Annotated in this window: 12 protein-coding genes; all 12 read right to left on the bottom strand. The window is 45.7% G+C overall.

The window, feature by feature from the left end; all coding sequences use genetic code 11:
* Nucleotides 1-24: 24 nt before the first annotated feature.
* The 12 genes from ABR189_RS01535 to ABR189_RS01480 all read right to left on the bottom strand — a co-directional run bounded on the left by ABR189_RS01535 (nucleotide 25) and on the right by ABR189_RS01480 (nucleotide 15,604).
* On the bottom strand, nucleotides 25-1,278 hold the full coding sequence (locus ABR189_RS01535) for an MFS transporter (RefSeq protein ID WP_354658672.1): 1,254 nt from the start codon (nucleotides 1,276-1,278) through the stop codon (nucleotides 25-27).
* A 47-nt stretch (nucleotides 1,279-1,325) separates the two neighbouring features.
* Nucleotides 1,326-2,468, bottom strand: a complete 1,143-nt coding sequence (locus ABR189_RS01530) for a sialidase family protein (RefSeq protein WP_354658671.1) — start codon at nucleotides 2,466-2,468, stop codon at nucleotides 1,326-1,328.
* Between the two features lie 46 nt (nucleotides 2,469-2,514).
* Nucleotides 2,515-4,002 carry a RagB/SusD family nutrient uptake outer membrane protein gene (locus ABR189_RS01525; protein ID WP_354658670.1) on the bottom strand — a complete coding sequence of 496 codons (1,488 nt, stop codon included), beginning with the start codon at nucleotides 4,000-4,002 and terminating at the stop codon, nucleotides 2,515-2,517.
* A gap of 17 nt (nucleotides 4,003-4,019) precedes the next feature.
* Nucleotides 4,020-7,208 (bottom strand): SusC/RagA family TonB-linked outer membrane protein, encoded by a 3,189-nt coding sequence (locus ABR189_RS01520; protein WP_354658669.1) that lies wholly within the window; start codon nucleotides 7,206-7,208, stop codon nucleotides 4,020-4,022.
* 295 nt (nucleotides 7,209-7,503) lie between these two features.
* Nucleotides 7,504-8,295 (bottom strand): SDR family oxidoreductase, encoded by a 792-nt coding sequence (locus tag ABR189_RS01515; RefSeq protein WP_354658668.1) that lies wholly within the window; start codon nucleotides 8,293-8,295, stop codon nucleotides 7,504-7,506.
* Between the two features lie 7 nt (nucleotides 8,296-8,302).
* Nucleotides 8,303-9,352, bottom strand: coding sequence for a hypothetical protein (locus ABR189_RS01510; RefSeq protein WP_354658667.1), 1,050 nt, complete (start codon nucleotides 9,350-9,352; stop codon nucleotides 8,303-8,305).
* Nucleotides 9,353-9,375: 23 nt separating this feature from the next.
* A complete protein-coding gene (locus tag ABR189_RS01505; protein ID WP_354658666.1) occupies nucleotides 9,376-10,737 on the bottom strand; it encodes a hypothetical protein in 1,362 nt (453 codons plus the stop codon).
* A 35-nt stretch (nucleotides 10,738-10,772) separates the two neighbouring features.
* Nucleotides 10,773-11,855 carry a dipeptidase gene (locus ABR189_RS01500; RefSeq protein WP_354658665.1) on the bottom strand — a complete coding sequence of 361 codons (1,083 nt, stop codon included), beginning with the start codon at nucleotides 11,853-11,855 and terminating at the stop codon, nucleotides 10,773-10,775.
* Nucleotides 11,852-12,820, bottom strand: coding sequence for a 3-hydroxyacyl-CoA dehydrogenase family protein (locus ABR189_RS01495; RefSeq protein WP_354658664.1), 969 nt, complete (start codon nucleotides 12,818-12,820; stop codon nucleotides 11,852-11,854). Before ABR189_RS01495 ends, ABR189_RS01500 begins: the two co-directional genes overlap by 4 nt.
* 62 nt (nucleotides 12,821-12,882) lie before the next feature.
* Nucleotides 12,883-14,187 (bottom strand): aspartate aminotransferase family protein, encoded by a 1,305-nt coding sequence (locus tag ABR189_RS01490; protein WP_354658663.1) that lies wholly within the window; start codon nucleotides 14,185-14,187, stop codon nucleotides 12,883-12,885.
* A gap of 20 nt (nucleotides 14,188-14,207) precedes the next feature.
* Nucleotides 14,208-15,203, bottom strand: a complete 996-nt coding sequence (locus tag ABR189_RS01485) for a 3-hydroxyacyl-CoA dehydrogenase family protein (protein ID WP_354658662.1) — start codon at nucleotides 15,201-15,203, stop codon at nucleotides 14,208-14,210.
* 11 nt (nucleotides 15,204-15,214) lie between these two features.
* A complete protein-coding gene (locus ABR189_RS01480) occupies nucleotides 15,215-15,604 on the bottom strand; it encodes a RidA family protein (protein ID WP_354658661.1) in 390 nt (129 codons plus the stop codon).
* Nucleotides 15,605-15,636 lie beyond the last annotated feature (32 nt).

The following is a 15,636-nucleotide window of genomic DNA, read 5'->3' as shown; positions in this document are numbered from 1 at the left end:
TGAACAATTAAATATCCGATTTCCTTAACTATCCCGGTATTTAGGTTTCAGTATAAACAATAATACCGCACAAATGATCATCGTTAAAGCAGCACAGCGGAAAATCAATCCCATATCAACATGCGTGTCCCGTAAAGCTCCCCCGGCATAGATACCCAGCCCACCTATCAGGCAGCCAAACAGATTAAGGATGCCATAGCCGGTAGCCCGGTAGCGGGCATCACTGATCATGCATAAGATAGGCATCATATTGGCATCAGTGAAAGTGCGGGTAAGGGCATATACCATAAAACATCCGATGGCCAGCGCAAGGATATCCGTACCACTGGCTATAAAAATGCAGGGGACTCCTATGCACAAACCAATGGCTGGTACCAGGATGCGTGCCCGTGGATTGGTACGGCTCCACCTGTCGGCCCAATATCCGCCTATCAATACACCAGCCAGGCTGGCCATATGAAAATAACCGGTGGCATAAAAACCTGCCACACTTTGCGACAGGTGAAAATGCTCTTTATAATAAGATGGGAGCCATACCAGTATCAACCAGCTTACTACCCCTACCAATCCCCAATAAGCCAACACTACCCAGTAACTTTTTTCTCCAAACAACTGACGGATGCCATCAAAAAAACTGATGGGCTTTTCTGCCGTTGCCGTTACAGACAATTCATTTTCTTCCTTTGGAGCATCCCGCAATAAAAGTGCTAACACAACGGCATACACAATACCTACCATGCCAAAAACGCTGAACGCACCACTCCATCCATGGCGCTCTGCAATCCATCCTCCCATAAAACCCAGACTCTGGCCAATCATAATTCCTCCCATATGCACACCGGTAGCCAATGACCGGGTACTACCCCGGTGATAATCGGCTATCAGGGCCAATGCTGCCGGAATATAACAGGCTTCACTGATTCCCATTAATGCACGGGTAATCAGCAACTCATTGAACGTAGTGGCGTGGGCTGTCAACCAGGTAACAGCAGACCATACAAACAAACTTACAATGATCACCCGGCTACGGTTAAACCGGTCGGCCAGGTAACCTGCAAATGGGCTTAACACACCATATGTCCAGAGGAATACAGAAGTGAGTAATCCAAACTGCGCATCCGTCATAGGAATTGCCTCCGTTAACGAGGTTCGCATAGTGGTGATCATCATGCGATCCAGGTAATTCAAACACCCTACTACACAGAGCAGGCCAACTACCAGCCACGCACGTGCTGGTAGTTTTGAAACAATAGTGGTGTTAATGGAAGTAATTGCCATGCGCTTTTTCTAATGATATTATGAGCCGTTGTGATGATAACCGCTGCCTATAAATCAAGTGTACTCACCGGCTGAGGTGTATCAAACGGAACATTACCCGCTTTAGCTGGTTTCTTAAAACGCAACGCTCTCACTGCGCTTTGTTTTCCTTCTTCATAATAAATGATCAGTATGGAGCCATCCTTCAATTCCACCGTAGCGGGATAAGCCCCCCATTTTTTATCTATCAGATATGGACCTTCCCAGGATTTACCTTCATTGCGGCTGATACGCAACCCGGTATAACCGGTCTTTGTTTCATGATCATCTGTAAATGCCCGGTAAGACATTAATATTTCACCAGACCGCAAGCGGGTAAAGGAAGGGGAATGCCCCTGAAATCCAATATCCTGTACCGTTGTCCAGGTTTTACCCAAATCCTTACTGGTGGCATAATGCATATTCACTTTTGTCTTGATATCGCCACGCAATGCCGCAAACAATACTTTTTTCTTTAGTAATACAACATCCGTTTCTGCCGGCAGGAATAGATTAGCATCCTCACCGATCGACACTTCCTTTTCCCAGGTCTTCCCTTTATCAGTAGACCGGATTACACCACCCCAGGCTTTATAGTTCCCATTTTTACTATCCTGATGATATACCGGCAGCAGGCAACTGCCATCCGGCATTTCTCTTACCTCAGCAGAACAAAACCAATTTGGCGTATTGGTAGCAATTACAGTAGCCTGCTGATCCCAGGTTTTTCCATTATCTGATGAGCGGATCACACTGGGATTACTGCCTTTCCATTCTTTACTCCCGGCCGTTTCAAACACCAGAGAAAAAAAGCTGCAGATGAGCGTTCCATCACTGAGCTGTGCAATATGAGGATCCCGGTTATCATTTACATCGTCATATATGGTAACGGGGGAAGTCCATGTTTTCCCTTCGTCCGCAGAACGCACCATGCAGATACGGCCAGCCTTAGGATAATTGGTGCTGTTGTAGGTAACATGACCATCTCCGGCATAAAACACCGCTACAATTTCTCCGTTCTTTAAGCGGCAGGCATCAGGAAAAGCCTGATAATCGCCGGCATCTCCTCCTTTGGAAATTATCTTAAAGGGTAACGCAGCATCCTGCGCATAGCCTGCTGTAATAATCCCTGTCAACAGCAGCGTTCCTAATAAAAAACGTAATGTATTCATACACTTAAATTAATAGTTTATCTTCTTGTTTGAAAATATATGCACACTATTGATAGCCTTCGTTCTGCTTTACCTTGGGTTCAAGACTTAAGGTGGTGCTCGAAATGGGAAACAATAACAGGTAGTCTTTCCCCTTTCTGTCCTTCAGCGACGGCACCAGGTCAAATGCTTTGCCAAAACGGACCAGGTCCCACCATCTTTTCCCTTCAAATGCCAGTTCAAATAACCGCTCCTTCAAAATCGCCTCGTCATTCTGTATCTTACTGCCACTAACAAAAACGTGATTGCTGTATTCTTCGCCATAAGCTCTTTGGCGTACTGCATTAATTTCTGCAGCAGGGTCCATATCCAGTGCATTCTTCGCCTCTGCTTTCATCAGCAATACATCTGCGTACCTGTAAAGCACCACATCATCCACAAAGGCTCTTACGCCTTTATCTACCGTCCCTCTGCACTTTAACACAATGGAACCAAAATAAGCAGTAGTACCTCCCTGATCCTTCGTATATATTTCCAGAAAAGAAGCCGCTTTTCTTTTATCATCATCGGTAAACTGTCCCCTCACCACAGCGGAAGGCGTCCAGATAATATTCCCTCCCGCTGTGCCAATAGTACTCACCGCAGCCGGATCAGCAGTGCCAGGTATAACGGATGCCGGAATATACATATCCTGGTAACCATTATTGGGAGACTCCAGCAACTGAAATCTTACAGCCATCAGGATCTCTTTATTGCCTTTGTTGGCATAGTCAAATATGGCAGGGTAACTGGACAGCAAAGTCACATCCGCTTTCTGAGCTTCTTCCAATGCCTCCAGTGCCAGCGTAAAGTCTGCTTTTCCTCCGTTCAACACTTTGCCTGTCCACAAACAAACATCTGCCTTCAGCGTATAGGCCGCAGCTTTGGACCAGTAAAATCTTCCGGTGCTAAAATTATTATTGGGATACAATGCCAGCGCTTTATCCAGGTCTTCCCGGATAAGTTTAAATACTTCCGCTTTGGGCGACCGCTCTTTCTGTGTAGTTTCTGCACTATACCCTTCCGTTGGCGTGATACGTATTACCAGGTCACCCCATGTCCTGGTCATTACAAAATAAGCATAAGCACGCATGGTGTAGGCTTGTGCCAGGATATTATTTTTAGTGTCTTCTGATTTAAACGTAATTCCCGGTACATATTTCAACAACAGATTAGCTGCATTTACAATGGCATAATAATCTGACCAGCTGGGTCCTGCGGTGGTAGCATCCAGCGTATTCATATAAAACCGGTCATAACCGGCAGTACCTACTATGCCTCCCCAATCCATTGTTTCTCCCCTCCCTTCTCCTAATTGAAACAAAGTAAGCTGGGCTACATTCCGCAATTTCACATACATACCATTCAGACCGCCAACAGCATCATTTTCTGTTTTCCAGAAAGAGTTATTGGTGATCACACTGGTTGGATCTACCTCCAGACTATTGGTACAGGCAGAAAAAAGCATCAGCAAACCAAGTGGCAGAGATACAAAGCATTTATATGATAACTTCATGATGTGCTGCTTTTAGATTAGAAAGAAATATTTGCACCAAATATGATATTACGGGGAATCGGATAATGTCCGTTATCCTGTCCGCCCTCTTCCGGGTTAGGCCCCTTATACTTCGTAAAATAATACAGGTTATTGCCTGTTACGTGTACCCTTATGCCATTGATCTTTAACCGCTGTAATACTGTTTTGGGCATATTATAACTTAAGGTCACTTCCCTGATTGCCAGAAAATCGCCTTTCTCATAGTATTGAGAATTACCTCTCCATAAATTAAAAAGTGTCTGGTCATTCCAGTAATAACGGGGATAGTCTGTAATATCACCCGACTTCTTCCACGATTTTTCGGCCATCTCTTTTGTCATGATAATATCTCCCTGCCAGTTACCATCCATAAAGGCCCTGGCATAGTTATAAATAGTGTGCCCGGTGGTGTAATCCAGCCGTACCGTAAAGTCAAAGTTTTTATAGCTGAGTGCACTGGTAAAACCACCTGTCCACACCGGAAACTGATTACCTACATATACCCGGTCCCGCTCATCAATCAGACCATTGCCGTCTGTATCCTGCCAGTTTACGTCACCACCGGCTTTGGTTTTATCTGTGCCCGGTATGATCATATCCACTGGTCCGGCCTTGGCATCTGCATCTGTAGCGTATATTCCTACCTGTTTGTAAGCGTAGAAATCTCCCAGCCGGCCCCCCTCCTGCAAACCACCCAGCCACGCATAATCTTTCCTGGCGGGATCCCATACATAAAAACCTCCTACCCGGTTATTTTCTGTACCATTAGCGGGCAGCTTCATAATCTTATTGACCGTTTTGGACGCATTAAATCCAATCATCCACTGCAAGGCAGCAGTAGCTGGCAGTACCTGCGCATTCAATTCTATTTCAATTCCTTTATTTTGTAAACTGCCAAGATTGGTAAGAATACTTCCAAAGCCGGTAGAAGGAGGTAAACTAAGACTGGTAATCAGGTTATCCGTTATCCGGCGGTAATAATCAAACAGAATGTTGACCCTGCTTTTAAAAAGACCTATATCTGCTCCTACATCAAATGTCTTCGATTGTTCCCATCTGAGCGCATCATTTGGTATTACTGAATTCTGAATAGCAGCATTACCACCATACCGGGCGCCTACATTATATTCTCCCATCGCCTGAAAGTCTGACAAGCCGGTAATATTCCCGTTTACCCCATAACTACCTCTTAATTTTAAACGCAGCAGATCTTGGGGTAATGCTTTCCAGAATTCTTCCTGGTGCAGGTTCCATCCCACAGAAACACCTGGAAAGAATCCCCATTTATGCTGGGCGCCCAGGTTGGAGGCTCCGTCGTAACGGACATTAAGAGAAAAAAGATAACGTTGCTTGTAATCGTAGTTGATCCTGGAAAAATATCCGATGATAACCTGATTGCTTACTGAGCCGCTCACAGAAACCGGCTCGGCCGAGGCATTGAGCGTAGGAATCAGATCGGTAGAGGCGCCTTGTCCGTTTGCATTAAGGCCTGTGGTTTCCCGGCCATAGTAAGAAAACCCTGCTTTAGCTTCCAGGTTATGTGCTGCATTAAAAGATTTGTTATAGGAGAGTACCGCATCTGCTTGTGTTTGAAGCAGCTTTCCGGCATTACCGGATGCACTGCGGGTAGCTACAAAATTAGTAGGGCCATTCAGATATCCGGGTTGAAAACTATATCCATCACTGGATTCTTTATATAAGGATACCTGTGGATCAAAGGACAAACCAGGCAACAGGTCCCAATGTGCACCCACTGCCAATGTAAGTTTGTCGGCAGCATTCTTTATTTTACGGTTATTCAGATGATATACGGGGTTACCGATACTCCTGTTTTGTCCTGGTGCAAGTGTCCCATCTTCGAAGGTATATTTAGCCGTGGGGGGTAAGCCCAGCGACCGGTAAAAGATTTCTGTAATACCAAATACCTCATTGCTCTGAGAACTGGAATACATGGCACGGCCAAAAAAGCTCAGGTTCTCTTTCGCTTTTAACTCTCCGTTCATATTAAAGGTGAGTCGCTTAAACTGCGTGGTGATCGTAGTGCCTTCTGCAGTGAGGTAACCTACTCCTGCATTAAAAGTAGCTTTCTCTGTACCTCCGGATACCGCAATATGATGATCATGGGATAGTGCAGTACGGTATAACAGTGCCTGGAAATCCGTTTCCTTGAAGATGATCGTCTTCGAAGGATCAAGCGGATCAGGCATGCTTTCCCATCCTTCTTTCAGCTTATGCTCATTAGCAGGAGTAAGATATTGTGTAGTATAGGCAGTATTGTTAGTCAGGTCATTGCCAGTACCATAACCCAGTGGTAGCGTTAACCTGTTCTTCGCTGCAGGATTCCTTTCTGCTGCAGCCATGGTACCTGATCTTCCCAGGTTAATATAATCCCTCGCTGAAGCCAGCTCATAGGTTCTGCCTACTTTAGATACGGAAAGATCATAAGAATAGGTAACCCGCATCTTACCTTCCTTCCCTGTTCTGGTAGTGATGATTACTACGCCGTTAGAACCACGCGCACCATAGATAGCGGTAGCTGCGGCATCTTTCAGCACCTGCAAAGACTCAATATCATCTGCGCTGATGTCATTCATGTTACTGCGGATAATACCATCAACAATATATAATGGAGAAGCCCCATTCGGATTATTAATAGAAGTACCACCCCGGAGAATTACACGTGGTGCCGCTCCTGGCTGCCCGGAAGTACTTTGTACGCGTAAACCAGGTATCGCTCCCTGCAATGCAGATGCTACATTCGTATATGGAATATTTTCCAGGACCTTATTATCCAGTTTGGAAACAGCCGTAGTAACAGCCTCTCTTGATTGTTTACCATACCCAATCACCACCACTTCTCCTAACTGTGCTTCATCCTCTTCCAGGGTAATCTTTAAAAAGGTATTACTGCCCAATAGCTGTTCCTGACTTTTATAACCAATAAAGCTGAATACCAGCACGGGGGATGGTTGGTTTACTTCCAGTAGAAAATTACCATCAGTTGTGGTACTGGTACCTTTGCTGGTGCCTTTTATTATTACACTTACTCCAGGCAATGGCTCATTGCCCGCATTCACTACCTTTCCTCTTACCTGCCTGGATTCCTGTGCCCAAGTGGCAAGACTACAGCATATCAGCGGAATCATTAAAATGACCCGGTTCAAACAGGATAATCTATGTAACACTTTTAGCAACATGTGATTTAATTTTTAACTGTTAGGATGTTATATTTCAATTACAGGTAAATGGGAAGACAAATACATCTCTTCCCGGCACTTTTTAATAAAGTGCCCGGTGGCTGACTTCAATAGATAAAACCATGATTATTTCTTAGTGAGGGTTTTTCCTGGTTGATATTGTTACGAATATTATTCTCACTTACTATTTCAAAAATAAGCTTCTGTCTAACTAATTTCTCCTCATTTATTTTACATTTATAATACTATTTTTCAGAACTGCGCTTCATTTAATTACAGGCATTTACCAACTACTCCAACCCCCATCTACAAACAGGTTTTGTCCGGTGATATAAGCAGCTGCATCGGATAACAGAAACGCCACTGCACCAGCTATCTCCGCAGGCTGACCTACCCTGTTCATGGGAACTTTCCTTCTCAGACGGTCTACAAAACCAGTATGCTCCTCCTGTACACGGGGATTCGGAAATGGCCCCGGTGAAATACAATTACAACGTATCTGCGCTTTTCCCCAATGTACAGCCAGGTATCTTGTAAGCTGGATAATACCCGCTTTCCCTACACCGTATTCTACCGGATTTTTATTCATGGGGGCTTCATACACTGCAGGATCAGGTGATACCGATCCATAAATACTGGAAAATAATACCAAACTGCCCCTGCCTGCTTTTACCATCTCCCTCCCTACTTCCCTGGCCAGTAAAAAAGTAGCAGTAAGTCCTCCGTGATTTGCATCATCAAAATCCTGTCCCGTAAGCTCTTCCATACTTTTTGCGGTAGACGTATAAGTAAGGTTAACAAGTCCGTGAGGTACCCCTCTGCTATTTACCTGATGTGCTACAAATTGTTTAATCGCATTTTCATCCCGTACATCCAGTGTGGCCGGTGTTACATTATTTTCCAGTGCTGCTGTTTTCAAAAAGCTATCCGCCCGTTGTTCCAGGTCAGCACAGAGCACCTTTGCACCTCCGGCAGCCAATAGTGATACTGTTGCCTGTCCCAGATAACCAGCTCCCCCAATCACCCATATTTCTTTGTCCTGTACGCCAAACAAATTATGATATGCATGTTCCATAACGTCCCTATTTAGTTTTCATTGGATGTACTTCACGCATTGGTATCTGTGCCAGGTAAATACCTGCCTTACCTTCATGGCTGGAATAATAAGATACCCATAAGGTATCTCCCAAAACAAGCATACCCGGATAACTGTTATCTCCTCCACTTGGCAAACTGATTAATGGGGCATGATTACCGGACGCATCTACAGATAAAATGCCGGTATATGGCTGCTGTTTTTCGTTGTAGCACCTGGTACCCAGCAGCAGTGCATCCTCCGCTGTACGTATCATATTAGGCCCTCCCAGCCGGATACCCATATCTGCCCATTCCCAATGTGTATAAGGGGGCTTGCTGCGTCCCATCTTACCACTGGTGGCACTGGCACTATCTCTTCTTACTACTATCAGCATTTCTTTATCCGGCTGCATCAATACAGTGGACTCATTCGGAAATCCATTTACCTCCAGCGGTGTTACCAATGAATAACGGATACCATCTGTGGTTTTCATCAGGAAAAGCCTGGCTGTACGCGGACCCGCATTTTGCTGCATCTGATACATCACCCCATATCCTGCTTTCCCTTGCCAGGTAACCCGCCAAAGCCAGTTGTTGCCTGCTGCCACTGATTTATCCAGCTGGACCGCTACAGGTTTTGAAAAGTTTTTGCCGGCTTTATCAAGAAAGGCTACATAATTATGCTGACTAACAAACTTACCATCCTCATAAACAGAAGCGCCTATCAATACTGTTAGTTTTCCCTTACGGGTCACAAACAGTTTAGGGTCCCGGTAGTCATACCCATTTTCAGATAATAAAGCCAGGGAAGTCCATTGTTCTCCATTCTCTGAAACCAGCACGCGAATCTTACCATCCTCTTCCCGCTTCCTTGGAACATGTGCGGCACTTTCCCTGAACACACAATAAAATTTTCCTTTGAACCGGATAAGGTCGGTAAATGCATTATGTGGGGCTTCATTCCATATCCTGGTAACTTTTATTACAGGTTCATTCGCAAACGTGGTAGTCTGTAGGAAGCATAAAATAATAATAACAAAGAAGCGCTTTTTCATAACATGAATTAAAGGTGAATATATTATGCCAGCTGCTGTATCATTTGCAGTAGTCTTTTTCTGATGATATCTTCCGCCGCTATTTCCAGACAACTGATCCTGCATCGCCAGGTTTCATAACCTCCCTTTGCCATTTCATGTGCTGGTGGAACATAACCCGCATTACCATTGGCCAGACTGATGGTAAAATACCTTATCGGGCTTTGCGCCTTTAACCATAATCCGGTGGATGCAAAAAACTCTCCGGCTAAACCTCCAATTACACCACTGCCTATACGTAAGGCCTGTACCTGACAACCCAGCTGATCAGGATACTCATTCAGCAATACCTGTTCCCTGGCGTAAATACTTTTCAGGCCTTCTCCATTCGCTTCAATATTTTCATAAGCAGTTTGTGCTACCCGGCGTTTTGCCTCTTCCAGTTCGGCAGCAGCAGGCTTTCGTGCGGTTACAGGTACAGTATCATACAATGCTGCCAACACCGGATCATCCTCCCATATTATTTCACTTACCGAATGGAATACCTTTTGGGCCAGGGCGTTTCCTATCATTTCACTTTTCTTAAAATGCGCTTTGGGATAACGCGTATCATCCAGGAAATCCCAGATATTCACATCCCCGCTGGTGCCGTTGCTCATCATGGCTATAAAATTATCATCAGCCTGTAGCAACTCCCGCATATGACGGGAAAATACGCCAAAGTAGTCAGCGGATAATGTCCCATTTTCCCAATCTCCCACATAATGCAATCCATAGTTTCCTAACAGAGCGATCCAGCTACTATCTGTTCCCTGTATAGCCAGATAACTCAGCTGTGGGTCAGGTACAGCTACCCGGTTCATGATCATTTTCTCATCACCCACTGGGTTGGTTTTCACCTCATCTGCCATGCCCGTTACAGGGTTATATGCGAGATAACCTTCCTGCATCCGGTACCTGCGGCACACCATATGTTCCGGTGCATCCACATCACCCCAGCCCAATTTAGCAGGACGCAGTTTCTCGCAGGCAGCTACTACCGCCTGTACAATCAGGCCCGGCAACTGTTGACGATATCCCAGGTCAGCTCCACTAAGATGCACATCCGTAACCGATCCTGCCGCATGTGTATGTGTGCTTGAAATAAGGATGTTTTCAACTGGAATGCCCGTACGTTGAAAAATAACCGCTTTAATATCATCCAGAAAAGGGGCTGTCATGGCACAAATATCTACCACTACTATAGCCACCATTGCATTGGGCTGCTTTAATACCAGCGCTTTTGCATAAAGCGGGTCATGTACATACCGCGCATAATGTGCAATAAAATCTCCGTTGATCAATGTGCCCAGCGGAGGCGTAACCTCTACTGCCGCTGCTCCTGCATAAAATGATGATGCCCTCATTCTTTTCTATTTTTCAATAAATGGTTCCCGCTGTATCAGCTCCAGGCCTTCCGAAGAAACCTCAGCCAGTTGTTGTGAAAGATGTTATCAATGTCCGTTTGTGTATAACCCCGGTTCACTAAAATAGCTTCATACTTTTGCAGATCGGCAATAGTGTTCATGTCCCAGGGTGCCTGCTCCGTGCCGAAGATCCCGTCCAGGTCACTGCCAATAGCCACATGCAAACTATTACCAGCCAGCTGGCAAATATGATCCCAGTGATCTACCAGGTTTTCCAGCCTTATATTCAACTGCCAGGGATCTGATACGGTATCGATAAAACGCAGGTCCATTGCCCAGCAATCCAGCATACCACCTACTACAGCTCCTCTTGTTATCAGCTGCTTAATTTGCTCATCTGTAAGCTGTCGCTGCGTAGGTACTATCTTCCTTACATTATGATGGCTGGCCCATACAGGCCCGTCATATATATCCAATGCCTGCTGAAACCCTTCATCTGTGAGGTGGGTAACATCCAATATGATGTTAAGGCCGCGCATTTCTTTTAGTAATGTCACGCCCAATGATGTCAGCGGACCGGTTGCTTTTGTTCCCGGAGCATACCTCCCAGGCCCGAAATGCGACAGCCCTATTGCACGCACCCCATAGGCATAGGCACGATGTATATAAGAAGGATCTACCAGGGAGTCTGCTCCTTCCAGGCTCAAAATATAACCCACTGGTTTCTGTTCATCAGCGATGGTAAGATCTTCCCACAAAGCAAGATGAGCATCCAGTCGCGCGCTGTCAGTGATTTGTATCATCTCTCCCAGCGCTTCCATTTCCCGGTACCATGCCAGCTGTGCCTGGGTATTTGCCCATGCCTGCTGTGGAGAGTGCCATCCCTGTAAACTACTGCCAGGTGGTGTAAAACGCGACAATTGCGTAGCCACCACCAGCCCTATCCGTCCTTTCCTCAGTTCAGGCAAACACACGGTGCCTTTTCCTCTGTCAGGTTTATCCTTCATATGCATTTCCCGGTCACGGATCTCCGCCAATGGGCGTGTCAGATCCCTGTTCCATTCCATGGCATTCATTGCCAGGTCCAGATGTGCATCTATAATGAGCCTTCGCTTCATAAGGATTTTACTTTAGTATCTATCTGCTGCTTTTCCTGTTTATAATTAAAAGGGTACCGTTCTATAATCGCTTTTATCTGATAGCTGAAGCGACGGAACAACATTTCCCATCGCGCGGCCTGCGCCGGAGTATATTTATAAAACCCCTTTCCATTTACCATTCCTTCCCCTTGCGCTGCGATAATCTCTTTAAAAAAAACAGGTACTTCCTGTTCTTTTGCCAACTCCCGGTTCAATTCTTTCATCACTACCCCGTAAGCATAGGTGCCCATCAGATCCATATACCGGTAATTGCCCGCAAAAGGGAGATAATATCCAGCGTCATTCCTGCAGGCCCGGTCAATATCTTCTACGGAAGCATATCCATTCTCCACCAGATAAAATGCTTCCCTTGTCATAGCACTTATTAGTCGTGCCCTGATACCAGTATCCCCTGCAATAATATAAGGATCTTTTTTCCAATTTACTTTTGCCAGTTCATAAAAGCGGTCAATATACCTGCTGTCACATTGCCCGTTTGCAATCAACTCCAGGAAGTAAGTAGTATGTACCGGCTCTGCCCAGTTGGCCCCAAGTATCCGTGCCGGATAGCGCGTGCCTTCCTGCAAGCTGCTCAAGGGGATACTTTCCGTGTTAATGGTAATGATCCCATCCTGGTGCACACATTGTTCCAAACCTGCGATGCACTGCTGCTTCTCCTCCACGTTTTCACCCGTAATGCCTATGGCCAGTTGCAGTGCCGCCCCATATGGCCACGCTTCTGCCAACTGAAGTGCATCGGGAACAACATTACTCCCTGTCCACTTTCGCAAATCAGCCAGATGTAATAGTATCTGTTCCCAGGCGCTGACCGGATCACCAGTATACAAGATTACCGGATGTCCGGCCTGCAAAAGACATACTGCCATACTGTATGCCATCCGTCCCTTTCCAGCTATCAGTACCCGTTCTTTATTAAACATCATCTTACACTTAATTAAAGGTATGCTACAGTTGTAACCCCCTGTGATTGCCTGAAAAACAAGTACTATATTTTACGAAGCACCGCTGCTGCAGTGGCGACAGCCTGTTTAATATCTTCCTCCGTATGTGCGGCACTGATATACCATAGCCCTCTGCCAATAATACGGATACCGCTATCATGCATGCCTGCTATAAACCTTCCCAATTTTACCTTGTCATAGCTAAGGCTGTCCCTGTAATCTTTCACACTGGTCAGGTGAGTAAACCCGGTATGAAACATGGGACCGGGCCCCTGTACCAGCAAATGATGCCCCGCAGCTGTGGCTGCCTCCCGCAACCCCTCCATCAACTGCTGTCCATAGCGGAACAACCGCTCATGTACCTGGTCTCTTTCCAGTATACGGATAGTGGCTAATGCAGCGGCAACAGTAGCATTTCCTGCATTCATTGTCCCCGCATGAATTACCTGTCCCGTTGCCACCAGTTCCATCCAGGCCTGTTTTCCTACGATAGCGCTGATAGGATAGCCACTGCCGATGGCCTTGGCGAAGATGGCCAGATCGGGCACTACCTGATAATAGGCTTGTGCACCACCCAGTGATAAGCGGAAGCCGGTAATCACCTCATCAAAAATCAGCGTAATGCCATATTTGTCACAGAGCCTACGTATTCCTTCTAAAAAGCCTTCCTCCGGCAAAATACACCCGCTGTTACACATCACAGGCTCCGTAATAATAGCCGCTATCTCCGTGTATTTTTCTGCCAATGTTCTTTCAAGTAAAGCCAGATCATTCCAGGGTAAAACAATACTTTCTGCTTTCGACAATGCGGATAGCCCATCTGACCAGGGATGTACTACCGGTGCTTCCCTGCTGCCCAAAGCGTCCAAAGATGGGCTTCCGATTCCCCAGCATACATTATCCAGCCACCCGTGATAGTGCCCTTCAAAACGCAGGAATTTTTGCCGCCCGGTTTTAGCCCTGGCTATCCTGAATGCAGTATGCACTGCTTCAGAGCCATCGAGGCAAAACCGCATGCGTGCGGCAGCAGGAATCAGTTGCTGCAGTTTTTCTGCCAGTTCTATTTCCTGGAGATGCTGACCGGCAAACAACTGCCCCTGAGCGGTATATTCCGAAATAGCCTGTAATACCTCCGGATGTGAATGCCCCAGAATTAAGGGCCCCTGACTGAGTGTAAAGTCCAGATACTCATTCCCGTCTACATCATAAATTCTGCTCCCATTACCATGTGTATAAAAGATCGCATGGGGATGATTGTATTTTCTGAATTCGGACGACACTCCTCCTGCCAGCACTTTGGCCGCTCTTTCCAATAATACAGCCGACTGCGTATAATTATTTGTGGCCATGCACCAACATTTTAAACCGTTTACAATGATTGACCATTACTTTCTGTTGCATGTAACTCCTCTTCCGGATATAAAGCCGCCAGCTGGCAGATGTCCCGGTTAAACAATGCAAATGCAGCTTCCCATTCCCTGGCTTCAGCTGCGGTATACTCATACAATCCTTTCTGATTATGAATACCTTTGGCATGAATATCTACCATTCGTTGCATCAGCATAGGCACCTCCTCACTATTACTAAGTGTAGGAAAAATAGTACGGAATATGGCTGCATAGTCTGAAATACCATTAAAGTCCATACGGCGGAAAATTCCCATCAATGTTATCCATGAACCGGTATCATAACGGAAAGATTTATCTACATCTTCCAATGTTGCGCGTTGATCAGCTACCAGGGATAGCGCCTCCCGGTATACTGCATACATCAAACGGTTTGTAATAAAACCACGGATATCCTTCCGGAGCAAAGTAGCTTCTTTACCCCAACAGCGTGAAAGCTCATATACCCAATCTGCGTATTTTGCCGCGGTTTGTACACCACAGGTAATTTCCAGGAAACGGGTAGCATAAGCCGGTTCTGCCCAGTGAATCCCCAGAAAACGTTCCGGATGAAGCACCTGTTCCTGCAGCACACTAATCGGTATGGCAGAAGTATTACTGCTGATAACCGCATCATCACTTACTACATCGGTTATACGCCTATAGACCAGTGCTTTAATATCCTGCTTCTCAATCACACATTCCAGCACTAATCTGCAATCCTTTAACTGATGATAATCTCCCGAAATAATTAATCGTGCCTGATAATCTTCGATGGGGGCCTCCAACAAACCAGCAGCAGCGCAATGCTGCAACTGTGCCAATATACGTGCTGGTGCCTCCGCTTCTTCTGCTGGCAAAGGAGCAATCGCTTTTACAGGATGCCCTGCTGCCAATAAGGCTACAACAATGCTGCTGCCCATCAGGCCCAAGCCTACTACTCCAATACAAATATCAGCGGGTATATATTTTGCTCTCATTATCTAAATAATCAGACAGGCATTTTAACAATACAATCAATCTCTACTTTTATATTTTCGGCCAGTACCGACTGTACCGTAGTGCGGGCAGGCTTTATGCCCGGAAAATACGTTGCATACACCTGGTTATACCGGTCAAATTCCTTTATATCTGCCAGGTGAACAGTACATTTTACCACATGCTCCATCGTAGCACCCGCGGCGACTACAATGGCCTGTATATTACGCATTGTTAAATGCGTTTCCTCTTCAATAGTGCCTGATACAAAGCGGGAAGTTTTAAAATCAACGGCTGCCTGTCCGCTCACAAAAAGAAATCCATCTATTATCACGCCATCAGAATAAGCGCCGGTTACAAAAGAAGGGTCGCGGTCAGGATGATGTACTTTTACTTTATTCATACTTCCAGGTATTATGTTGATTGTTAACAAAA

The organism is Chitinophaga sp. H8, assembly GCF_040567655.1.
Classification (GTDB): domain Bacteria; phylum Bacteroidota; class Bacteroidia; order Chitinophagales; family Chitinophagaceae; genus Chitinophaga; species Chitinophaga defluvii.
This window is presented reverse-complemented; position numbering and strand designations above follow the sequence as displayed.